This window comes from Rhodoferax sp. (assembly GCF_028714215.1).
GTDB lineage: Bacteria > Pseudomonadota > Gammaproteobacteria > Burkholderiales > Burkholderiaceae_C > Rhodoferax.
The window spans coordinates 1-23,653 of the sequence record NZ_JAQTMS010000028.1; the positions used below are offsets into that span (position 1 = coordinate 1).

Below are 23,653 nucleotides of genomic sequence, written 5' to 3' on the forward strand. Positions count from 1 at the left end.
GTCATGCGACAGCTTTCTGACCAGCGCTGGTGGGCCTCTTTTTCGACCTTGGTGTAACGCTGCAGGCGCAGCATCAGGTCGTCAAAATCAACCAGATGGCCATCGAAGTCGGGTCCGTCGACGCAGGCGAACTTGACCTGATCACCGACCTTGACGCGGCAACCCCCGCACATCCCGGTGCCGTCGACCATGATCGGGTTGACGCTGACCATGGTCTTGATCTTGGCCGCACGGGTGGCATCGGCACAGGCTTTCATCATCACCGGCGGACCGATGGCAACGACCTCATCGATGTCGGCGTGTTTGTCCATGGCGACCTTGATGCCGTCGGTGATCATGCCTTTCATGCCGGCCGAGCCATCGTTGGTGCACAAGATGAGTTCGTCGCAACAGGCTCGGAACTTGTCTTCCCAGAACACCAGATCCTTGTTTCGAAAGCCGAGCACGCCAATCACGTAGGCACCACCCTCCTTGAGGCCGCGGGCCTGCGGAAAGATCGGTGCCACGCCCAGACCGCCGCCCACGCACACCACCTTCTTGGCGTGGCTGATCGGACTGGGTATGCCCATCGGGCCGACCATGCCGTAGAGCGAAGTGCCAACCTTGCACTCCTGCTGCATTTGTCTGGTTGTTTTGCCGACCGCCTGGATCACCAGCGTGATGGTGCCTTTCTTGGCGTCGAAGTCGGCAATGGTGAGGGGGATGCGCTCGCCTGTTTCATTGAGCATGACGATTACGAATTGCCCCGGTTTGGCGGCTTTCGCCATCATCGGGTGGCGTACTTCGAGCAAGTAGGTGACGTCAGAGAAATCTTCGCGTGTCACGATCTCAAAATTGGACATTGCATTCGCCTTCATATCGAGCCAGCATGCGCCGACTAAGCCATTGGGATATTCTGGTATCTATCTGCACTCGCCACGACCCACCGACTTTGTTGCCACCGACAGGACGGCGCCAGTATCTTCGCTATGGACAAGATATGTTTTGATCCACATCAAACGGGGTACAGTGAAGGAATAGCGTTAACCCGATGCCCGCTGGCTGGTGTGAGCATGGCCGCAAAACCAAGGATGATCATGACCGACGAACTTACTGTTGCTGCTGCGCAAGAAGCTGGCGCCTTGCGCAGGAGCCCGCGCATGCCGGTGCTATTTCTGGGGCACGGCAGCCCCATGAACGCGATAGAAGACAACGCCTACCGCCGTAGCTGGCAGGCGCTGGGCGGAGAATTTGGTGGCAAGTGGCCGACGCCGCAACTCATCCTGTGTGTTTCCGCCCACTGGCTTACCCAGGGCTGGTGGCTGACCGGCATGGCCCAGCCGAAAACGATTCATGATTTTGGCGGCTTCCCGAAAGCGCTGTTCGAGCAGCAATATCCGGCGCCGGGATTTCCCGCGGCGGCACGGGAGATAAGTGAGCTGGTGCGGCAACCCGGCAGCGCCCGGCCCTTGTCACTGGACTTGCAGGACTGGGGCCTTGACCATGGTGCCTGGGCGGTCTTGAAGCCGATGTTCCCGCAAGCGACGATTCCGGTGCTGCAACTCAGCATGGATTACAGCCGTCCGCCCAGCGAGCACTATGCCTTGGGCCAGCAACTCAAGGTCTTGCGCGAGCGTGGCGTGTTGATCGTGGGCAGTGGCAACGTGGTGCACAACCTGCGCACCCTGCAGATGGGCACACCGTCGCATCAGGCCTATGACTGGGCGCTTGAATTCGACCAGAGCATTGCCCGCTATTTGCAGCAGGGTGACTTTGCTGCGTTACAAGATTTTCAAAAGCTTGGGGCTGTGGCACAACAGGCGCATCCCAGCCATGAGCATCTTTTGCCCCTGCTGTACTGTGCCGGTGCCGTGGCTGCCGATGAAGTGCCGCAGTTTTTCAACGCCAGTTTTCAGGCCGCATCGATCTCCATGCGCTCAGTGCTGTGGCCCTGATTACTTTGCGCTGCCGGCCTTCAGAACGCCCCGCACCAGGTTGCGGCTGTGGGCGCCAAAATTGCCCATCAATTCGGCCGTGATGCTGTCCAGTTTGGCCCGCTTGGCGCCGTCCTGCTTGCCGAGTTCGGCCACCAGATTGATGCTTGATTCCTTCACGCCAAAATCGAAGGCCGGGTCTGACACATAGCCTGGCGGCAAGGTGTCCACCAGGATCTCGGTGAGCCGGGTGCCAAGGTCATGCGACTGGCGGCTCACCACGTCGCGGGCATACAAGTCCGACCAGGCCGGGTAGCTGCTGTCCTTGTCGCTGTTGCGCAGCGTCTTCTCGATGCCGGTCTCGGCTTTGGCCTGCGACGCGTTGTAGAGCATTTGGTTCTCGTACCTTTCAAGTGCCAGGTGGCGGTTCGACAGCAGCACAATCATCTGGTCTTTCATTTTGGGGAAGCCGGCCATTGCCAGCAGGTTGATGCCAATCAGCTTGAGCGATGCGTTGCCCGGCGACAGGCTGGCATGGTAAGGCTGCGTCAAGTCCTCAACGTAGTGCAGTGCCAGGCCGGTAAAGCGCCAGCCCCAATAGGCATGGCCGGTGCGGAAGGCCAGCGCCGCCAGGCTGCTGTACTGGTGTATGCGCAGCAGCGGAAAAGTCTTTTTGACGAAGGGCGCCGCCAGGTAAATGATGCGGTCCTCGTGGTAGAAGCCCATGTGAAAAGGCGCCTGGGTCGAGAAGTAGAGCGCCGGGTTGCCAAACGGCAGCGTCTCGAAGCCGTAGATCTTGCCCCACTCCGAGGGGCTGTCCGACCACAGGTTGATGTCCAGACCGTAGTCCGGTTCGTCCGTCGCCGAAGCCAGCACCGCCAGCGGCGCCGCGCTGTCGCCAGCCTTCAGGGCGACAAAGCGGTAGTTTGAATTGGCTTGCTCGGGCAGTGTGTCGACGGCTGTGTGCGCCAGCAGTTTGGCCGGGTCGGGCGCGGCGCTCCACGGATCGGGCTGAAAGTAGAGGGCGAACTTGCTATTGGGCGCGACCCGCAGCGCCATCAAAAATGCCAGCCGCCTAGCCTCGTCGGTCTGCCCCGGATCGGCCTTGAAGGCCAGCTTGGCGGGACGCGGCGGGTAAACCTCCAGATTGCTCTTGGCCCAGGTTTCCTGAATCGCCAGCAAGGCCTCGATTGAATTCTCCTGCGCCTTCAGAAAGGCTTCCAGGGGCTCCACCGGCACCGGTGCCGCATTGGCTACCGCGGGCATCTTCTCGAACGCGCGGTAGGCGGCATAGGTGTGGTTGCTCCATGCCAGAGCATGGCCCGCTGTCAGCCCGAGGGCGCCGACCAAGACCCAAGCGAATCGTTTCAACATCTGATGGTTTCCTGAAAACGTGTACTCATCATAGCGAAATGCCCACTTCGCCTGGACCGCAACACAATGCCCTCCGGGTCGTCCAATGACGCCAGGCAGGCAGGCAGTCGCCGCAACCGCTGCTTGCTGCTGCGGCTCAACCAGAGTAGAGTCGCGCCGACAAGAACCAGATGACGATCCCGCTGCGTCGGGCAAGCTCCGGGTAACGATTCGATACTGGCGAGGAAATCCCCCAAGTGTGAACCCAAGCTCACCGGTGCGCCGTGCCAGCGGGCCTATCGATGACACAATGGCAATCAGTGATGAAACGCTTTCTCCTGCCGGCGGCTGTGGTATTGGCGACCGTAACCGCGCTGCTTGTTCTCGCGCCGCGATGGAACGTGAATCCTGGCTGGTCGACGGATCGGCGCGTGGTCACGGTGGGACTTTACGAGAACGCTCCCAAGGTCTATAGCGCCGAAAATGGTAGGCCGGCCGGCCTGTTTGTCGAATTGCTGAATGAGATGGCGCACGTCGAAGGCTGGCAGTTGCGCTATGTGCGCTGTGCCTGGTCGAGTTGCCTTGAGCAGTTGGCGCAGGGGCAACTCGACCTGATGCCCGATGTGGCCTTCTCCACCGAGCGAGCCCAGCGCTACGACTTCCACACGGTCTCGGTCGCCAGCAGTTGGTCGCAGGTCTACAGCAACCCGCGAGTCAAGGTGATGTCCCTGTCCGATCTGGGCGAGAAGCGGGTTGCGGTCCTGCAAGGAGGCATCCAGCAAGCGTTCTTCGCCGACTTGATGGCCGGCAGCTTCTACCGTTATCAGCCCGTGCCGGTGCCGTCGCTGGAGCAGGGCTACGCCGCCGTGGTGGCCGGCGAGGCCGATGCGGTGGTGACCAACAGTTTCTTCGCCGCACGCAACGGTGGCAAATACAAGTTGCACGAGACGCCCATTGTTTTTCAGCCCAGCAATCTGTATTTCGCCACAGCCAAAGGCCGCAACGCCGACCTGTTGGAGCGGATCGACGCGCACCTGACAGCCTGGCGACGCGATGCAAATTCCGTTTATTTTGACGCCTTGCATCGCGCCATGGCGGCGCCCCCGGAACTGCTGGTGCCGCGCTGGGTGCAGTGGTCACTGGTGGTTTTGGCTGCCGGCCTGCTGCTGCTGATAGCGGCCAGCCTGTTGCTGCGCCGACAGGTTGAGCTGCGCACCCGAGCCTTGTCGGCAACCACGCGCGAACTGGAGGCGGAGCGCGCCAACCTGGAACAACAGGTCGCGGCGCGCACGGCGGAGCTGCGCTTGGCCAAGGATGAAGCGGAACGCCTGACGCAGGTCAAAAGCGAATTTCTGGCCAACATGAGCCACGAGATCCGTACACCGATGAATGCCGTGCTGGGCATGCTCTACCTGGCCTTGAAGGACGACATGCCGGCGGCCTTGCGCAACCGGCTCGGCAAGGCCCAGGCAGCGGCGCATTCGCTGCTGGGCATCATCAACGACATTCTTGATTTTTCAAAGATAGAGGCTGGCAAGCTGGCTCTGGAGCAGGTCGAATTTGGCCTCGATGCAGTGCTGGAGCAACTGGCTGACGCAGTGGGTTTCCAATCGGAGCACAAAGGCATCGAATTCCTTATTCGCTACGACCCGGCGATCCCGCCGCAGTTGATCGGTGACCCCTTGCGCCTGGGGCAAATCCTGCTCAACTTGTGCGGCAACGCGGTGAAGTTCACCGAGCATGGTCAGATCGAACTGGCGCTTCGATCTCTCCACGCCAGCGAAACGGAGGTCACCCTTCAGGTCAGCGTGCGCGATTCCGGCATCGGCATGACGCCGGAGGTGCAACAAAAGCTGTTTCAGAAATTCACCCAAGCCGACCAGACCACCACCCGGCGTTTTGGCGGTACCGGGCTGGGACTGGCGATCAGCAAGAATCTGGCCCAAATGATGGGCGGGCGCATCTGGGTCGAGGACTCGCAGCCCGGCCAAGGCACCACCATGTGCTTCACGCTGCGCCTGCAGATTGCCGGCAAGGCAAGGGCTCGCCAGCGCGAGTTGGTCGAACAGGCCGGCCCACTGCTCAAGGGTATCCGTGTGCTGGTGGTGGACGACAACCAGGTGTCGCTGGAAATTCTGGCTGAGATGCTGCGTTTCTTCCAGCTCGACGTCGGCACCGCAGCGAACGGACCGGCTGCGCTGGCGGCGCTGCAATCTGCAGTTGTCCACCCGTATGACCTGGTGCTGATGGACTGGCGCATGCCCGGCATGAACGGCGACGAGGTCACCCAGCGCATCCACGGCGATGCCGCCATCCCGCGCCAGCCCAAGGTGATCATGATCACCGCCTACGGTCGGGAAGACGTGATGCGGCTGGCCCAGCAGGCGGGGGTGGATGGGTTTCTCATCAAGCCGGTGTCGCCCTCGGCCCTGCTTGACAGCATTCTCTCGGTGCTGGGGCGCGGGCGTATTTTTGGCACGAAAGATCCACACAGCGCCGGCAAGCCCCAGCTGGCCACCAGCGGCCAACTGGCCGGCGCGCGTCTGCTGCTGGTCGAGGACAACGACATCAATCGTGAATTTGCCACCGAATTGCTGCGCAGCGAAGGGATTGAGATCGACGAGGCGAAGAATGGCCAGGAGGCGGTTGAGATGGTGCAGCAACAGGACTACGACGGCGTGCTGATGGACATCCAGATGCCGGTGATGGATGGTCTGGAGGCGGCGCGGCGGATTCGGGCACTGGCACAAACCCCTGGCGGCGAGCGTTTTGCCGCTTTGCCCATCATTGCCATGACCGCGCTGGCGATGGCGCAAGATGCCGAGAAAAGCCGCGCCGCCGGCATGAGCGATCATGTGACCAAGCCGATCGCGCCGGACCGGCTCATGAGCACGCTGACCAAGTGGCTGCAACTGCCTGCCGGACGTCTCAAGCGGCTTGCCGGCGCGGCCGCGTCGGGTACGCCGCAGACCGGCGATCTTCCACCCGACCTGCTGGCGCTGACCAGCCTGGACGCGCTGGAGGGCGTGCGCCGCATCGGTGGCAAGGCCGAAGCCTATCGCAAGCAACTGCGGCGTTTTCGCGAGCACTACCCGGATGCCATTGGCCAATTGCGGCGGCTGACGGCGCAGCAGGGAGTGGCGCGGGCCGAAGAATACTGCCATGCATTGAAAGGCGTGACCGGCAACATCGGCGCGCACGCTCTCTATGAAAAAGTCGCTGCCATCGACGACCAGCTCAAGCAGGGCCGGCTGCCCGACGCCGCCGAGCTGGACCAGGCACGGGCGCTGTTGCAGCAGGTGATGCAGGAAATCGATACGCTGGCCAGCGGCGCGGTGCCAGCTCCGGTGCCTGCGGCCGGTCTGCTCAGCGCGCAAGCCAGGGGTGAACTGCTGACGCGGCTGGGACAGGCGCTGGAGAACGATCTGGGGGCGGCCGAGTCGCTGCTGGGGCAACTGCGTGCCGGGGTGGCCGGCAGCCCGCTTGAAAAAGACATCAATGCCCTGGCCGAACTGGTTGACGTGTTCGACATCGATGCGGCGCAGGCGCAATTGAAGAGACTGCAAAGTCCGGAACCGGGAGCCAGGCCATGAACCAGCACGCCAGTGAGAAGACGGATGTCCGTCCACGCATTCTGATCGTCGACGATGTGCACGAAAACCTGCACGCGCTGATGAACATCCTGCGCGATCAGTATGCGATCTCCGCCGCCACCAGCGGCGAAAAAGCGCTGGAACTGGCGCGTCGCCCGCCTCAGCCCGACTTGATTTTGCTTGACATCAAAATGCCCGGCATGGATGGCTACTCGGTTCTCTCGGCTTTGAAGATCGATCCGGTCACCGCTGAAATTCCGGTGATTTTCGTTACCGCGCTGGCCGAGGCCGCCGACGAGGCGCGCGGCTTCGCGCTGGGCGTCGCCGACTACGTCACCAAGCCGGTGAATCCCGATCTGATCAAGGCGCGCGTGCGCAGCCAGCTCGAGTTGAAGCGCTACCGCCAGCATCCTGTGATGTTCGATATCGCCGGGCATGCCGATCCGACGCATCCACCGTCGCTGCTGGTGGTTGACGACGTTCCGGAAAATATCCATGAACTGCTGGACGCGCTGAAAGACCGGTACCGCATCATGGTCGCCAACAGTGGCGCCAAGGCGCTTGAGATCGTGCGGGGCGCCACGCCGCCCGATCTGATTCTGCTTGATATCGTGATGCCCGAGATGGACGGCTACGAGGTTTGCCGTCGCATCAAGGCGCTGCCAGCGGGCAATCGCATCCCCATCATCTTTGTCAGTGTGGTGGATGGGGCGCAGGAAAAAGTCAGGGGCTTTGACCTCGGTGCGGCCGACTACATCACCAAACCTTTTGATATCAACGAAGTGCATGCGCGCATCCGCACCCACCTGGAGCTTTCGCGACTGCATCGCTTTCTTGAAGACCTGGTGGCGCAGCGTACCGCCATGCTGCAGATCAGCGAGGAGAAATTCCGTATCCTGGCCCATAGAGACCCGCTTACCGGCCTGCCTAACCGCGTGTTTTTTGCCGAATTGCTGGCCCACACCATCCTGCACGCCGAACGCAGCAATACCCAGTTCGCCCTGCTGGATCTGGACATCGACAATTTCGCCACCATCAACGAAAGCCTCGGCCACGGCATAGGCGACCAGTTGCTGATCGAGGTCGGCCGGCGGCTGCAAAGCCTGTTGCCGGAAAGCGATGCCATCGCCCGCATCGCCGGCGACGAGTTCAACATCATCCTTGACCACAGCGAAGGCATGCCCTGGGTCGACCTGACGGTGCAACGCATGATGGATGCTTTGGCCGAGCCCTTCGTTCTGGCCGGCAAAAGCATCTACGTCGGCGCCAGCATCGGCATTGCGCTCTTTCCCGCGGACGGCAATACGGCCGAAGTGCTGCAAAGCAGCACCGATGCTGCCTTGCATCAGGCCAAGGCCGAGGGGCGGGGCATGCTGCGTTTCTTTTCGCCCGAGATGACGAGCCGGGCCAGAGCCAGGCTGGCGCTCGATGCCGAGCTGCGCCGCGCCCTGGAGCAGCAGGAGTTGCGGCTTTTTTACCAGCCCCAGGTAGACCTGGTCAGCGGTGAAATCGTCGGTCTGGAAGCGCTGGTGCGCTGGCAGCATCCGGAGCGTGGCCTGATTGCGCCCTGCGAGTTCATACCGCTGGCCGAGGAGAGCGGTTTGGTGGTCAAGCTGGGCGACTGGGTGCTGCGCGAAGGCTGTCGCCAGATCAAACTGTGGATTGACCTCGGGCGGGCTCCGCGCCAGACCGCGGTCAATGTCTCGGCGGTTCAGTTGAGCCGGGGGCATCTGGTCGAATCGGTCAAGGAGGCCTTGCGCGCCAGCGGCATCCCGCCCGAAAGTCTGGAACTTGAAATCACCGAGAGTTTTTTGATGTTGAACCGCGATCAGGCGATCCAGTCGCTGGCGGAACTCAGAGGCCTGGGGGTCCGCCTGTCGATCGATGACTTCGGCACCGGCTATTCCTCGCTGGCCTATTTGCAGCAACTCGAGGTGCACAAGCTGAAGGTCGACATCTCCTTTGTGCATGACATCACCCGCAATGCCGGCAACGCCTCCATCGTCAAGGCCATCATCGCGCTGGGGCACAGTCTGGGACTCGAAGTCATAGCCGAAGGCGTGGAAGATCCTGGTCAGGCCGACTACCTGCGTTCGCTGCAATGTGACGTGATGCAGGGCTACCTCGTCAGCCGGCCCCTGCCGGCCGAGGAAATGACCCGCTTCCTGTTGGCGTTTCGGCCGCAGCAGATGGCCGTCGAAGACAAAGCCAGGCCGGGCCGATGGACGCTGGAGCTGGCGCCCAGTGATTCGTCGATGGCGATGCAGATCAACCTTTTGTCGGATACCCCGTGATCTCCTGAATATCCCGGTACAAGGGTTGCAGCCGCTGGTACATGCGGCAGTAAACGCGGCGGTAGAGTTGCTCGTAGGTATGGGCGTGTTCCGGCTCGGGCACAAAGACCTGGCCGATGCGCGTCATCTGCGCCACAGCGGTGGCGAAGTCGGGTTGCAACTTCAGTGCCACGGCAGCCAGAATGGCGGCGCCCAGGCCGCTGGTCTCGTACAAATGGGGTCGCTCGCTGGGCAGGTTGAAAACGTTGGCGGTGATCTGCAGGGCGGCATCGCTTTGCGAACCACCACCCGACACACGCACCCGCGTGATGCGTTGACCGCCCCGTTTTTCGATCCGTTCCTTGCCCTCGCGCAAAGCGTAGGCCAGGCCTTCCAGAATGGCGCGGTACAGATGGGCACGGGTGTGCACGTCGCCAAAACCGATCACGGCGCCTTTGGCCTCGGGGCCCGGCACCTTGATGCCGGGGTTCCAGAACGGTTGCAGCAGCAAGCCTTGCGCGCCTGGTGGCACGGTGTTGACCAGGGCATCAAACAGGCTCTCCGGTGTGACGCCGCGTTGCCAGGCGGTCTGCTGCTCGTGCAAGCCAAACTGTTCCTTGAACCAGCTCACCATCCAGAAACCCCGTGTGATCTGGATCTCGGTGTTGTAGTGGCCCGGCAGGGCGGCCTGATAAGGCGGAATGAAAGGTGTCGCTTCCAGGTAGCGTGGCGTGGTGGTGTTGATGGTGGCGGCCGTGCCATAGGACAGGCAGGCGATGTCGGGCGTCAGGCACCCGGCGCCAATCACTTCGCAGGCCTTGTCGGCGGCCCCTGCAATCACTGGCAGCCCTTGCGGAATACCGCTGTCCGCGGCGGCCTGGGCGCTGACCTGGCCGATCAAGGTGCCGGCCGGCACCAGCTCGGGCAGCATGGCGGCGGTGATGGGCAAGGCTTGCCATTTCCAGTCGTGCCTGGCGGCCCAGCAACCCTTTTTGTAATCGAACGGGAGATAGCCCACCTGGGCTGCCACCGAATCGACAAAACGGCCGGTAAAGCGGTAGTTCAGGTAGCCCGAGAGCAGCAGGAATTTGTCGGTTCTGGCCCATAGCTCCGGTTGGTGCTGGGCAATCCAGTTGGCCTCGGCTTCGTGCTGAAAGAAGCGCACGGTCTGGCGCATGCCGATGGCGCGAAAGGCGGCATCCCACCACCACGCCAGCGGCGGAATTTTGTCGGCGCGACGCTGGTCCAGCCAGATCATGGCGGGTCGCAGGGGCCCGCCTTGCCGGTCCAGCGCGATGGTGGTACCGCGTTGCGTGGTAATGACCATCCCGGCAATGGCACTCTTGGGTACCGCCGTTGTGGCCCACAAGCGTTGACAGGCCTGACACAGGTATTGCCAGAACAGCTGGGGGTCGTTCTCCATCCAACCCGGCTCGGGTGACTGGTAGCTGTCAATCGCTACCTGCGCCTTGTCGACCAGATTGCCGTTCAAGTCGAAGAGCAGGGCGCGCACGCTCTGGGTCCCGTTGTCGATGGCCAGCAGGTAGGTTTTGCTCATGGTGTTTGATAGTGTGCCGCAATCAGCGCGCGGTAGCGCCGAACTTCTGCTTCCCACTGGGCGGCGTCCCAGTCCAGGTACGGCTCGCAATCGGTGCGGATGCGCGCCAGGTGGTCGAGTCCGCCACGCGGCAGCAAAATGCCCAGCCGGGTGCGGCGCAGCAATAAATCATCCAGATGCAGCACCGCCTCGTAACGCACCGCCAGCACCAGTTCCAGCCACAAGGTGTCGGTGCCAGGGATGGTTTGCAGTTGAGCGTCCGTCGCGCCGGCACAAAGCTCGCCAGCCCGATAACCATAGCGTGCTGCCAGTCGATGCCGTTGTGCCGGGCTCCAGCGTGGGTTGAGTTCACCGACCGGGCTGAAGAGGGCGCCGTTGTCGCGCACAAAAGGCTTGCCGACATGCTTTGCTGCCAGCGCCAGCGCGTCTTGCGCCATCAACCGAAAGGTGGTGAGTTTGCCACCGGCCAAGGTGACCAGACCCGATTCGTCCAGCACCACATGATCGCGCGCAGCCTTGGAGGCGGAGCCGGTGCCGTCGTCGACCACCGGCCGCACACCGGCGTAGCAGGCGCTGATGTCTAATACCTTGAGCAAGATTGCGGGGAACTGGTCGTTCACCGCTTCCAGCAGGTAAGCCACTTCCGCCGGGGTGATGCTGGCTTCCAGGTCCAGCTCCTGCTGGTGATCCAGATCGGTGGTGCCTATCAGCGTGGCGCCTTCCCAAGGGTAGAGGAACACCGGTCGGCCGTCGCGCGGGTGCATCAGGCTGACCGCCTGTGCCACCGGCAAGCGCCAGAACGGCACCACCAGGTGGCTGCCACGCAGCGGGCGCAGCATCGGTTTGCCGCCTACAGCGCCACGCAGCCGGTCGGCCCAGGCGCCACTGGCGTTGACCACGGCCTTGGCGCGCAAGCGGTACTGTCGACCGTTTGTCACATCCTGCACGCTAAGGCCTGAGACACGGCCGGCGTCCAGCTGCAGCTCAAGTGCGGTCAGGTAATTCAAAACCGTGGCGCCGTCGCGCCGCGCTTCCGACAACACGCGCCAGACCAGCCGCGCGTCGTCGGTCTTGGCGTCCTGGAACAGCAGGGCGCCGCGCAGGCCGGGCGGTGCCAGGCCCGGCACCAGCGTCCGGGTGGTGGCGAGGTCGGCCCAGCGCTGGCTGCGCTGCCGGGCCATCAGGTCGTAAATCACCAATCCGAGTTGAAACAGCCAGCGGCCCGGCTTGCGGCCCGCGCAATTGGCAAACAGGAAGCTTTGCGGTGCTATCAACTCCGGCGCCTCGCGCAGCAAACGTTCCCGTTCGCGTACCGAGTGCCAGGTGGTCTTGACATCGCCTTCCTTCAGGTAGCGCAGGCCACCGTGCACCAGCTTGGAAGAGCGGCTGGAGGTGCCCCAGGCAAAGTCACGCTGCTCGATCAACAGCACGGTCCAACCCTGGCGCGCCGCTTGCTGTGCTACCCCGGCGCCGCTGATGCCACCCCCAATCACCACCAGGTCCCAGCTTCGGGCCTCAAGCTGCGCCAGCGCCCCGGCGCGATTGGTGGCGGGGTCTAGCTGGCCCACGGTCCACCGTCTTGCAGCAGCTTGCCGGGATTCATGATTTTCTGTGGGTCGAAGTGGCGGCACAAGCCGGCCAGCGTGGCCATGCCCAGCGGCCCTTTTTCGTCTTTCAGATGGGTCGCGTGGTCACGCCCGACGCCATGCTGGTGGCTCACTGTGCCGCCATGCGCGGCGATAGTGGCTGCCACCGCCGCCTTGAGGCACTGCCAGCGCTCCAGGTTGGGCGCAAAACCGCCGGCCGCGGTGGCCCAGACAAACTGCGAATAAATGCTGCTGCCCTGCGGGTAGACGTGCGACAGGTGCGTGAAGGCGTGAACCGGCTCGTCGTAGCACGCAAACACATCGCGCGCGGTCTGCTCCATCGCCAGCATCAACGGCTTCACCTGCGGCCAGTCGACGGCCGTCTCGATGGTGTCGGCGCAGTAGCCTTGGTCCCACAGCGTATTGCGCAGGTAAGGGCCTTTGAAGCGGTTGGCGGCCCATTTGCTGCCCATGGCGGGCCCGATATAGACGCCGCCGTGGCGCGCCAGCAGGCGCCGCGCCTCGCGCAAGGTTTGGCGAGCTGTGCGCTGGTCGGCCGTGACGCCCAGCATCAGCATGCACTGGCCATCGCCGCAGCCGCGCCAGCTCAAGTAGCGCTGCAACCAGCCGATCAAGCGCGCGTGGCCAGCCAGCGTCAGGTTGGTTTCGGTCTCGATGCCATTGGACAGGCGCAGCATGCTCAAGGGCAGTTTGCGCTGCACCAGTTCGCGCACGGCCGCTTCGGCGGCGTCCCAGTGCGGGAAGAAGAGGGCGTGAAAACTCTCGTGTTCGGGCAGCGGCGAGACCCGCAGCGTGGCCTCGGTCAGAATGCCAAAGCGGCCTTCCGAACCCAATACCAGCTCGCGCAAATCGGGTCCGGCACTGGCCGCGGGAAGCGTTGGAATGGTGAGGGTTCCGACCGGCGTCTCCAGCCGGCCGCCGGCAAACAACTGCTCAATGCGGCCATAGCGCAATGACTGCTGGCCGCTGGAGCGTGTCACCACCCAGCCGCCGACCGTCGAGTATTCAAACGATTGCGGAAAATGCCCCAAGGTGTAACCTTGTGCGCGCAACTGCGCCTCGACCAGCGGCCCCGCCGTGCCGGCGCCAAAGGTCGCCAACTGGCTGGTCGTGTCCAGGTGCAGCAAGCGGTTCATGCGGCTCAGGTTGATGGACAGGATCGGGCGCTGGCTGATCGGGCAGTCCAGATGCCCGGCCACGCTGGTGCCGCCGGCAAAGGGAATCACGATCCAGTTGTGCGTCTGCGCCAGGTCCAACAATTCGCGTACCTGCTCGGTGGATTCGACAAAGGCGACGCCATCGGGGACCGGGGGCAGGGCGCCAAAGCGCTTGCGAATCCAGTCGCCAAAACTCTCGCCCAGGGCCATGGCAAAGCGCGTCGAGGGGTCGGTCTGGATCAGTGGGTGGGGCGGCAGGCGTGACGCCGCAATGCGTGCCACGATCGCATCGCGCGTGGCGTCAAGCCCCGGCCGTCCAGGCCCGAGACGCGCTGCCAGCATGGCCAGCGCACCCTCGGTGAGCGTCATAGCGGTGGCATCATCGCCCCATCCATTCCATCGTCGCATCAGCTACTCCCTCGCATTAGGCTGAATGGTCAGCCAGGGCCAGCGTGCCTGGTAGTCCCGACATTTGGGCTCGAACAGGGCGCCGTGGTCCAGCGTCGGGTTCGGGCGCAGGACGCCATGGTACAGGTCGTTCAGCCCATGCGGGGCGTAGACCTCGAACCCGTCGCCGGCCGGATCGCTCCTGGCGCGTATGCCGACGCTGGTGCAGGCGACCAGAAATCGGTCTATGCCCTCGCGGGAACTCCCAAGCGCCGTGTAGGGCCGGCCGAAATAGTCCTGGTACCAGGTGTGCACACGGGCCTGGTTCTTGATTTCCAGAGGCACGCCAAGATCGGCGAAGAGCAGGGCGGCGCGCTGGTTCACGCGTTCTTCGGCGGCGGCAGACAAATCGCTGTCGTCAAAGTAAAAGATATCGTAGTCCCGGATGCCCGCTTCGGCGGCATGGCCCGAGCGCAAGTTCCAGACGGTTTGAAACAGACAGCCCGCCACCAGCCAGGTGTCGGGCAGCTTCAGACCGCCCAAGCGTTGCAGGATGGCGCGGTTGAAGCGGTTCTGAAGAACGTCGGCGATAAAGCCGTCAGTCCCGGCCGGCATCTGCAACGGCTGTTGACGCAGAGCGGGCCGGCGCGCAGGACTATTGGTGCGAAGAACCCGTCAAAGGACCTTGGCAATGGCCGCGCACACGTGAGCTATGTTCTTGCTGTTCAGCGCCGCCACGCACATGCGCCCGGTGTCGGTGCCGTAGACGCCGAACTCGTTGCGCAGGCGCACCATCTGGTCTTTGCTCAGGCCGGAGTAGCTGAACATGCCGATCTGGCGCGTGATGAAACTCATGTCCTGCTTGACACCGGCGGCCTTCAGGCCGTCCACCAGCTTCTGGCGCATCGCCTTGATGCGAGTGCGCATCTCGCCCAGTTCCTGCTCCCACAAGGCGCGCAACTGCGGGTCGCTCAGCACCGCTGCCACGATGGCGCCGCCGTGGGTCGGCGGATTGCTGTAGTTGGTGCGGATCACGATCTTGAGTTGGCTGAGCACGCGGCCCGCCTCTTCCTTGTTCTCGCACAGTACGCTCAAGGCGCCGACGCGCTCGCCGTACAGGCTGAAACTCTTGCTGAATGAGGTGGAGACAAAAAATGTCAAACCGGCAGCCACAAATTTCTGCACCACCGCGCCGTCCTCGGCCAGGCCATTGGCAAAGCCCTGATACGCCATGTCCAGGAAAGCGACCAATTTATGGGCTTTGACGACCGCCACCACCTGGTCCCACTGCGCCGGCGTGATGTCGTAACCGGTCGGGTTGTGGCAGCAGGCGTGCAGCACCACCACGGTGCCGGGCGCGGCGGCATTCAGGTCGGCCAGCATGCCTTCGAAGTTGAGGTCGCGCGTCTGCGCGTCGTAGTAGCGGTAGGACTCGACCTTGAAACCGGCATTGGTAAACAGGGCGCGGTGATTCTCCCAGCTTGGGTCGCTGATCAGCACCTTGGCGTTCGGGTTGAGATGCTTGAGAAAATCGGCGCCGACCTTGAGGCCGCCGGTACCGCCCAGCGCTTGTATGGTCGCCACCCGGCCCGTTTTGACGGCTTCGCTGTCGGCACCAAAGACCAGGGCTTTGACGGCGCCGTCATACGCCACAATGCCATCGATTGGCAGGTAGCCACGCGCCTTGGGGGCCTCCATCATGGCTTTTTCCGCAGCCTGCACGCACTTGAGCAGTGGCAGCTTGCCCATGTCGTCGTAATAGACACCGACGCCCAGATTGACTTTGGCCGGGTTGGTGTCGGCGGCAAATTGCTCGTTCAAACCCAAAATCGGGTCGCGTGGGGCCATTTCGACAGCGGAGAAGAGAGACATGGAACAGATTCCTTCAGGGTTGAGATCAGAGGGGCCGCCTCTGTGGAAGAGTTCGGCGCAGGGGTTCGACGACAGTCCCGATTTTAGGCAATCCCGAACCAGGGGCCTTGTTCCCAGTCAAACTATGAAGGTTTTCACCGATCATGAAACCTGGGCGGTGTTGCTCCTTCCAGCAGGGTAAGCCTGCTGGCCAACCGGGTGCCGGCCATGACAGCGGCGCAAGTGCCTATTGAAACCGATACGATGCAAGGTTCGCCCGATTATTCAATATCAATTCCAATGTCCCTTCCCACCCCGACAGCGCCAGCAGATCCCGAGCCGGAACGCCACGGCACTTTTGTCCATTTTCCGGATTCGCCATTCGAGCTCTACCAGCCCTACCCGCCGGCCGGCGATCAGCCCGAGGCCATCGACAAGCTGGTTGAGGGCGTCAGGGACGGCGAGGTATTCCAGACCTTGCTGGGCGTCACCGGCTCCGGCAAGACCTTCACCATGGCCAATGTGATCGCCCGGCTGGGCCGCCCGGCCATCGTGTTTGCGCCCAACAAGACGCTGGCGGCGCAGCTTTACAGCGAGTTCCGCGAGTTCTTTCCGAAGAACGCGGTGGAGTATTTCGTCAGCTACTACGATTACTACCAGCCCGAGGCCTACGTGCCGCAGCGCGACCTTTTCATCGAGAAGGATTCGGCCATCAACGAGCACATCGAGCAGATGCGGCTCAGTTGCACCAAGAGCGTGCTGGAGCGCCGCGATGTGGTGATCGTGGCCTCGGTCTCGGCCATTTACGGTATCGGCCAGCCCGAGGCCTATCACAAGATGGTGATGACCTTGCGCGCCGGCGACAAGCTGGGCCAGCGCGACCTGATCGCCCAGTTGGTGCGCATGCAGTACCAGCGCAACGACATCGATTTTTCGCGCGGCAAGTTCCGGGTCCGCGGCGACACGATAGACGTCTTTCCGGCCGAGCACAGCGAGATGGCGCTTCGCATTGAGCTGTTTGACGAGGAGATCGAGTCGTTGCAGCTGTTTGATCCGCTGACCGGACGCATCCGGCAGAAGATCCCGCGCTTCACCGTGTACCCCAGCAGCCACTACGTGACTCCGCGCGAGCAGGTGCTGGCGGCGGTGGAGAGCATCAAGGCGGAGCTGTCCGAGCGGGTCAAGGAATTTGTCAGCCAGGGCAAGCTGGTGGAAGCGCAGCGCATCGAGCAGCGCACCCGCTTCGATCTGGAGATGCTGAGCGAAGTGGGGCACTGCAAGGGCATCGAGAACTACAGCCGCCACCTCAGCGGCGCCGCTCCCGGTGAGCCGCCCGCCACCCTGACCGATTACCTGCCCAAGGACGCGCTGATGTTTCTGGACGAAAGCCATGTGCTGATCGGCCAGTTCGGCGGCATGTACAACGGGGACCGTTCGCGCAAGACCACCCTGGTGGAATATGGCTTTCGCCTGCCCAGCGCGCTGGACAACCGGCCGCTCAAGTTCGAGGAGTTCGAGGCCCGGATGCGCCAGGCGGTGCTGGTCTCGGCAACGCCCGGGCAGTGGGAAAAAGACCATTCCGGTCAAGTGGTGGAGCAACTGGTGCGCCCGACCGGCCTGGTGGACCCCGAAGTGGAGGTGCGCCCCGCCAGCAGTCAGGTCGACGACGTGCTGCAGGAAATCCGCATCCGGGTGGAGAAGAACGAGCGGGTGCTGATTACCACGCTGACCAAGCGCATGGCCGAGCAGTTGACCGACTATTTGAGCGACAACGGCGTCAAGGTGCGCTACCTGCACAGCGACGTCGATACCGTGGAGCGGGTGGAAATCCTGCGCGATCTGCGGCTGGGCACCTTCGACGTGCTGGTGGGAATCAACCTGTTGCGCGAAGGCCTGGACATCCCGGAGGTCTCGCTGGTGGCGATTCTGGACGCCGACAAGGAGGGCTTTTTGCGCTCCGAGCGTTCGCTGATCCAGACCATTGGTCGGGCCGCGCGCAACCTGGAAGGCCGGGCGATTCTGTACGCCGACAAGGTGACGGACTCGATGCAGCGGGCGATCGGCGAAACCCAGCGGCGGCGCGTCAAGCAGGTGGCGTACAACCTGGCGCATGGCATCACGCCGCGCTCCATCGTCAAGCAGGTCAGGGACTTGATTGACGGGGTTTACAGCGAAAAAGCCGGCAAGGAAGCGGAAAAGCTGGAACGCGACGCCTTGCAGCGGGCGCAGGTGGAGGAGATGAGCGAAAAAGACATTTCGCGGGAAATCAAGCGGCTGGAAAAACTCATGCTGGAGCACGCGCGCAACCTGGAGTTTGAAAAAGCGGCGCGGGTGCGCGACCAACTGGGCATTCTGAAAGAGCAGGCTTTCGGTGCGGCTGGAAGCGATAACGTGCTTACTTGAGCAAATTGCTGGGTTTATTGCTATACTTGACTCCGTTAGTCAACCAAATTTTGGATAAAACCTTGAGGGCAGGCCTGTAGCGCTGTCCCCAACTGATTAGGAGTAGGCGATGCGACTCACCACCAAAGGCCGTTTTGCGGTCACCGCGATGATTGATCTGGGTTTGCGTCAGAGCAGCGGCCCGGTGACCTTGGCTGCCATCAGCCAGCGCCAGCAGATTTCGCTGTCCTATCTGGAGCAGTTGTTCGGCAAGCTGCGCCGCCATGGGCTGGTCGAATCGACCCGTGGCCCTGGTGGCGGCTATACCCTGGCGCGCAATCCGGCCGAGATCACGATCGCCGAGATCATCACCTCGGTGGACGAACCGATAGACGCCACCCATTGCGGCGGCAAGGAAAATTGCCTGGGCGAAGGCGATCGCTGCATGACGCACGACCTGTGGGCCGCCCTGAACCTGCGCATGGTCGAATTTCTGGACTCCGTGACTTTGCAGAAGTTGGTCGACGATCAACTGGCCAAGGGCTTGCGGGTGGAGGATAAGCCGACGCTCAAGCGCGCCATCTTCAACATGCCGACGGTCAGGCCCAGCCACGTGAACGCGCCGAATTCCGTTTTTGCCCTGGGCAATGCGTTTTCCGAGCCCTGAACCGAGCCGATGGATAATCAACTTCCAACTATGCAGTAGCAGCCAAGCCGTCATGGACACCACTCCCCATTTCCCGATTTACATGGATTACAGCGCCACCAACCCCTGCGATGAGCGGGTCGTGGAGGCCATGATTCCCTGGTTGCGCCAGCATTTTGGCAATCCGGCATCGCGCAGCCATGCCTGGGGCTGGGAGGCGGAAGCGGCGGTTGAAAAAGCCCGTGAACAGGTGGCGGCCCTGATCGGCGCCGACGTGCGCGAGATTGTCTGGACCTCCGGCGCGACCGAATCCGACAACCTGGCGCTCAAGGGTGCCGCGGGCTTTTATAAGACCCGGGGCAAGCACATCATCACGGTCAAGACCGAGCACAAAGCGGTGCTCGATACCTGCCGCGAACTCGAACGCCAGGGCTTTGAGGTGACTTATCTGGATGTGCAACCGGATGGTTTGCTTGATCTGGAAGTCTTCAAGGCCGCAATCCGCCCGGATACCATTTTGGCCAGCGTCATGTTCGTCAACAACGAAATCGGCGTGATTCAGGACATTGCCGCGATCGGGACCATTTGCCGCCAGAAAGGCGTTATTTTCCATGTCGATGCGGCGCAGGCGACCGGCCGGGTGGATATCGACTTGAGCCAGTTGCCGGTCGACTTGATGAGTCTGACTTCGCACAAGACCTATGGTCCCAAGGGCATAGGCGCCTTGTTTGTGCGGCGCAAGCCGCGCGTGCGCATCGAGGCGCAAATGCACGGTGGCGGTCATGAGCGCGGCATGCGTTCCGGCACCCTGCCAACGCACCAGATCGTCGGCATGGGCGAGGCCTACCGGATTGCCAAGGCGGAAATGGCGCAGGAGAACCTGCGCATCCGGGCGCTGCACGACCGCATGCTGGCGGGCTTGCAGGGCATCGAGCAGGTGTTCATCAACGGCCACCTGGAGCAACGCGTGCCGCATAACCTGAACATGAGCTTCAACTATGTGGAGGGCGAGTCCCTGATCATGGGCATCAAGGGGCTGGCGGTGTCGAGCGGCTCGGCCTGCACCTCGGCTTCCCTGGAGCCCAGCTATGTGCTGCGCGCCCTGGGGCGCAGTGACGAGTTGGCGCACAGCAGCTTGCGCATGACGATAGGCCGCTGGACCACGGAGGCGGAAATTGATTACGCCGTTGACACCATCAAGGTCAACGTCGCCAGACTGCGCGAGTTGAGCCCGCTATGGGATATGTACAAGGAAGGCATTGATATTTCGACGATCCAGTGGGCCGCGCATTAACTGAACTGTCGGCGCGGGCCTGACCCGCAATCCATGGATGCCGGGCCAGGCCCGGCATGACCGACGGGATCAAGTCCGGCAAGCTAAACAGAAGGAAACGATATGGCATATTCTGAAAAAGTTGTAGACCACTACGAGCACCCGCGCAACGTGGGTTCATTCGACAAGGGTGATGAGTCTGTCGGCACCGGCATGGTGGGCGCGCCGGCCTGCGGCGACGTCATGAAGTTGCAGATCAAGGTCAATTCCGAGACCGGGGTGATCGAGGACGCGCGCTTCAAGACCTACGGTTGTGGCTCGGCCATTGCGTCCTCGTCCCTGGTGACCGAGTGGGTCAAGGGCAAGACCCTGGAGCAGGCGGCGGCGCTGAAGAACAGCGAAATCGCCGAAGAGCTGGCCTTGCCACCGGTCAAAATTCATTGTTCCATCCTGGCCGAAGACGCGATCAAGGCCGCGGTGAACGACTATCGGCAAAAACATTTGTAAAACCTTGTGGGACAGACCACGCTTCAAGCCCTGTCCTCAACCCCCTCTATACGATCATGGCTGTTACCCTGACTGAAGCTGCTGCCCGGCACGTCACCCGTTACCTCAGCAAACGGGGCAAAGGAGTGGGCGTGCGCTTGGGCGTGAAGACCACCGGCTGCTCCGGCCTGGCTTACAAACTGGAGTATGTGGACGCGATCGAGCCGGAAGACATGGTCTTTGAAGGCCATGGCGTCAAGGTGCTGGTCGAGCCCAAGAGTTTTGCCTACCTCGATGGCACCGAACTCGATTTTGTGCGTGAAGGTCTGAACGAAGGCTTCAAGTTCAATAACCCGCGAGAACGTGATCGCTGCGGCTGCGGCGAGTCGTTTCGGGTGTGAATCTGCAATCGAACGATTTCGAACTGTTTGGTCTTGCACCCCAATTTGCGCAAGACCGCTCGGCCATTGATGCGCGTTGGAAAGACCTGCAACGCGAAGCCCATCCCGACAAATTCGCCACCCGGGGCGCGGCGGCGCAGCGCGTGGCAATGCAGTGGTCGGTGCGCATCAACGAGGCTTACCAGCGGCTCAAGGACGGCTTGAAACGTGCCGCCTATCTGTGCGAGCTGCATGGCGAGCCGGTCAACGCCGAGAACAACACGGCCATGGCGACAGACTTCTTGCTACAGCAAATGCAGTGGCGAGAGGCGTTGGAAGAGGCGCGTGGCGCCGCCGAACTGGAGCAGTTGTCAGTACAGGTTGCGTCAGCCAGGCGTGAAGCACTGGAAAAATGCGAGCGCCTGCTGGATCAGCAGCAAGACTACCGAGGCGCGGTGCAAGAGGTACGCGCGCTGATGTTCATAGAACGCTTCGCCAGCGACGTTGAAGCCGGTCTGGATCGGCTGGATGCCGCGGACAGGGGACAATAGTCCCCGGATTTCGAAAAAACAAACATGGCACTGCTGCAAATTTCAGAACCCGGTCAGTCCCCCAATCCGCACCAGCGGCGGATTGCGGTGGGCATCGACCTGGGTACCACCCACTCGCTGGTGGCCTCCGTTCGCCACGGTGTGGCCGAATGCCTGCCGGACCAGCAGGGCCGCGTCATTTTGCCGTCGGTGGTCCGCTACCTCGCCGGCGGCGGTCGTCAAATCGGTTTTGAGGCCCGGACGGCACAATCGCAGGACCCGGAGAACACCATCGCCTCGGTCAAACGTTTCATGGGGCGCAGCCTCGCGGATGTGGCGGGTTCCGGCAAGCTGCCCTACCATTTTGTGGCGCACCCCGGCATGCTCGGTCTGCAAACGGTGCAGGGTGAAAAATCGCCGGTCGAAGTGAGCGCCGATATTCTGGCCACTTTGCGTTACCGGGCAGAGGACACTTTTGGCGAGGATCTGTTTGGTGCCGTCATCACGGTGCCGGCTTATTTTGACGATGCCCAGCGCCAGGCGACCAAGGATGCCGCACAGCTGGCGGGCCTGAAAGTGCTTCGGCTCATCAACGAGCCGACGGCGGCGGCCATTGCCTACGGACTGGACAACGCCAGCGAAGGCGTTTATGCGATCTACGATCTGGGCGGCGGCACCTTCGACATCTCGATTTTGCGGCTCACCAAAGGAGTCTTTGAAGTCCTTGCCACCGGCGGCGACTCGGCCCTGGGCGGCGACGATTACGACCGTGCGCTGGCCGATTGGGTGATGGCGCAAGCCGGCGTGCAGGCCAGGACGCCGCAGGACAAGGCGATTGCCATCATCGCGGCACGCGCCTGCAAGGAGGAGTTGTCGGCGGCGCATTGCGCCGCCTGTCATGCCTGCATCGGCGGCGAGAACGTGAAATTTGAGGTGGTGAACGAACAGTTCGAAAAACTCACGGCGCAACTGACGCAGCGCACCATGAGCGCGGTGCGCAAAGCCTTGCGCGATGCCCACCTGGAGAAGGACGATGTCAAAGGCGTGGTGATGGTGGGCGGCTCCACCCGGATGCCGCAAATCCGGCAGGCGGTCGCCAACTTCTTTGGCCGTGCGCCGCTCACCGACTTGAATCCCGACGAGGTCGTGGCGCTGGGCGCGGCGATCCAGGCCAACCAACTGGCCGGCAACAACGCCGGCGGCGATTTGCTGCTGCTGGACGTGATTCCGCTGTCGCTGGGCATAGAGACCATGGGCGGTCTGGTGGAGCGCATCGTGCCGCGCAACGAAACCATCCCGACCGCCAAGGCGCAGGACTTCACGACTTACAAGGATGGCCAAACGGCCCTGGCCTTGCATGTGGTGCAGGGCGAGCGCGATCTGGTGGCGGATTGCCGCAGTCTGGCGCGCTTCGAGCTGCGCGGCATTCCGCCGATGGCGGCGGGGGCGGCGCGCATCCGCGTCACCTTCACGGTGGACGCGGACGGCCTCCTGAACGTCAGTGCCAGGGAGCAGATCAGCGGCGTGCAAGCGCAGATCGACGTCAAGCCCTCTTACGGTCTGGCTGACGATCAGATTGCCAGGATGCTGCAGGACAGTTTCGCGACGGCCGAGGCCGACATGAAAACCCGGGCCCTGGTGGAAGCGCGGGTCGACGCCGATCGCATGCTGCTGGCGACGCGCAGTGCGCTGGCGCTGGATGGCGATTTGCTGTCGCTGGCCGAGCGTGCCGCCATCGATGGCTTGATGGCGGCGCTGGGCAGCGCGCAAGCGCTGACGGATACGGCGTCGATTGAAGCTGCCACGCAGGCGCTGGCCAAAGGGACCGAGGCGTTTGCCGCGCTGCGCATGAACCGGGGCATTCAAAAAGCCTTGGCCGGCAAAAACATCGAGACGGTCTGAGCCCGAGCCACTGGAACACACATGCCCACCATCAAAATACTGCCGCACCCGGAATACTGCCCGCAGGGCGCCGAAATATCGGCACCGGCCGGCACCTCGATTTGCGAAGCCCTGCTGGACAACCACATCAGCATCGAACACGCCTGCGACATGAGTTGTGCCTGTACCACCTGCCACGTCATCGTGCGCGAGGGCTTTGCTTCCCTGAACCAGGTCGATGAAAACGAGGAAGATTTACTGGACCGGGCCTGGGGCCTGGAGCCGCATTCGCGTTTGAGCTGCCAGGCCTATCTGGCGCAAGAAAATGTGGTGGTCGAGATACCCAAATACTCCATCAACCACGCCAAAGAGAATCACTGATC

At 62.5% G+C, this 23,653-nt stretch carries 18 protein-coding genes; 11 read left to right on the forward strand and 7 right to left on the reverse strand.

Features of this window, described 5'->3' with window-relative positions; genetic code table 11:
* Positions 1-842: sulfide/dihydroorotate dehydrogenase-like FAD/NAD-binding protein (locus tag PHS32_RS13735; protein WP_301079576.1), on the reverse strand; the 842-nt coding region annotated here is incomplete at its 3' end.
* A 234-nt stretch (positions 843-1,076) separates the two neighbouring features.
* Between PHS32_RS13735 and ygiD the strand changes: the two genes are divergently transcribed.
* Entirely contained in the window at positions 1,077-1,934 is an 858-nt protein-coding gene (gene ygiD / locus PHS32_RS13740; RefSeq protein WP_301079577.1) for a 4,5-DOPA dioxygenase extradiol, read from the forward strand.
* Here ygiD and PHS32_RS13745 read toward each other — a convergent pair whose 3' ends face one another.
* The gene (locus PHS32_RS13745; protein ID WP_301079578.1) at positions 1,935-3,287 is read right to left on the reverse strand and encodes a hypothetical protein; all 1,353 of its coding nucleotides are present in this window, start codon (positions 3,285-3,287) and stop codon (positions 1,935-1,937) included. It lies immediately after the preceding gene.
* A 302-nt stretch (positions 3,288-3,589) separates the two neighbouring features.
* Between PHS32_RS13745 and PHS32_RS13750 the strand changes: the two genes are divergently transcribed.
* On the forward strand, positions 3,590-6,859 hold the full coding sequence (locus PHS32_RS13750; protein WP_301079579.1) for a response regulator: 3,270 nt from the start codon (positions 3,590-3,592) through the stop codon (positions 6,857-6,859).
* The gene (locus PHS32_RS13755; protein WP_301079580.1) at positions 6,856-9,153 is read left to right on the forward strand and encodes an EAL domain-containing protein; all 2,298 of its coding nucleotides are present in this window, start codon (positions 6,856-6,858) and stop codon (positions 9,151-9,153) included. Before PHS32_RS13750 ends, PHS32_RS13755 begins: the two co-directional genes overlap by 4 nt.
* Here PHS32_RS13755 and PHS32_RS13760 read toward each other — a convergent pair.
* The 5 genes from PHS32_RS13760 to PHS32_RS13780 are packed head-to-tail and all read right to left on the reverse strand — an operon-like array spanning position 9,128 to position 15,713.
* On the reverse strand, positions 9,128-10,690 hold the full coding sequence (locus PHS32_RS13760) for an FGGY-family carbohydrate kinase (protein ID WP_301079581.1): 1,563 nt from the start codon (positions 10,688-10,690) through the stop codon (positions 9,128-9,130). The genes PHS32_RS13755 and PHS32_RS13760 overlap by 26 nt on opposite strands.
* Entirely contained in the window at positions 10,687-12,258 is a 1,572-nt protein-coding gene (locus tag PHS32_RS13765; RefSeq protein WP_301079582.1) for a glycerol-3-phosphate dehydrogenase/oxidase, read from the reverse strand. Before PHS32_RS13765 ends, PHS32_RS13760 begins: the two co-directional genes overlap by 4 nt.
* Positions 12,246-13,823, reverse strand: coding sequence for an FAD-binding oxidoreductase (locus tag PHS32_RS13770; RefSeq protein WP_366143482.1), 1,578 nt, complete (start codon positions 13,821-13,823; stop codon positions 12,246-12,248). The genes PHS32_RS13765 and PHS32_RS13770 overlap by 13 nt, the downstream gene beginning before the upstream one ends.
* 42 nt (positions 13,824-13,865) lie before the next feature.
* Positions 13,866-14,456: a nucleotidyltransferase family protein gene (locus PHS32_RS13775; RefSeq protein ID WP_301079584.1), complete on the reverse strand. Its 591-nt coding sequence runs from the start codon at positions 14,454-14,456 to the stop codon at positions 13,866-13,868.
* A 60-nt stretch (positions 14,457-14,516) separates the two neighbouring features.
* A complete protein-coding gene (locus PHS32_RS13780; RefSeq protein ID WP_301079585.1) occupies positions 14,517-15,713 on the reverse strand; it encodes an amino acid aminotransferase in 1,197 nt (398 codons plus the stop codon).
* Between the two features lie 279 nt (positions 15,714-15,992).
* On the opposite strand from PHS32_RS13780, the gene uvrB reads away from it, so the two are divergent.
* The 8 genes from uvrB (at position 15,993) to fdx (ending at position 23,651) form a co-directional block, all read left to right on the forward strand.
* On the forward strand, positions 15,993-18,095 hold the full coding sequence (uvrB, locus tag PHS32_RS13785) for an excinuclease ABC subunit UvrB (protein WP_301079586.1): 2,103 nt from the start codon (positions 15,993-15,995) through the stop codon (positions 18,093-18,095).
* Positions 18,096-18,204: 109 nt separating this feature from the next.
* The gene (locus tag PHS32_RS13790; RefSeq protein WP_301079587.1) at positions 18,205-18,741 is read left to right on the forward strand and encodes a Fe-S cluster assembly transcription factor; all 537 of its coding nucleotides are present in this window, start codon (positions 18,205-18,207) and stop codon (positions 18,739-18,741) included.
* A 52-nt stretch (positions 18,742-18,793) separates the two neighbouring features.
* Positions 18,794-20,014 carry an IscS subfamily cysteine desulfurase gene (locus PHS32_RS13795; RefSeq protein WP_301079588.1) on the forward strand — a complete coding sequence of 407 codons (1,221 nt, stop codon included), beginning with the start codon at positions 18,794-18,796 and terminating at the stop codon, positions 20,012-20,014.
* Positions 20,015-20,116: 102 nt separating this feature from the next.
* Positions 20,117-20,500, forward strand: a complete 384-nt coding sequence (gene iscU, locus PHS32_RS13800; RefSeq protein ID WP_301079589.1) for a Fe-S cluster assembly scaffold IscU — start codon at positions 20,117-20,119, stop codon at positions 20,498-20,500.
* Positions 20,501-20,556: 56 nt separating this feature from the next.
* Entirely contained in the window at positions 20,557-20,880 is a 324-nt protein-coding gene (gene iscA / locus PHS32_RS13805; protein ID WP_301079590.1) for an iron-sulfur cluster assembly protein IscA, read from the forward strand.
* A complete protein-coding gene (gene hscB / locus PHS32_RS13810; RefSeq protein ID WP_301079591.1) occupies positions 20,877-21,410 on the forward strand; it encodes a Fe-S protein assembly co-chaperone HscB in 534 nt (177 codons plus the stop codon). Before iscA ends, hscB begins: the two co-directional genes overlap by 4 nt.
* A 24-nt stretch (positions 21,411-21,434) precedes the next feature.
* A complete protein-coding gene (gene hscA, locus PHS32_RS13815; protein WP_301079592.1) occupies positions 21,435-23,291 on the forward strand; it encodes a Fe-S protein assembly chaperone HscA in 1,857 nt (618 codons plus the stop codon).
* A 21-nt stretch (positions 23,292-23,312) separates the two neighbouring features.
* Positions 23,313-23,651, forward strand: a complete 339-nt coding sequence (gene fdx / locus PHS32_RS13820; RefSeq protein ID WP_301079593.1) for an ISC system 2Fe-2S type ferredoxin — start codon at positions 23,313-23,315, stop codon at positions 23,649-23,651.
* Positions 23,652-23,653: the final 2 nt, after the last annotated feature.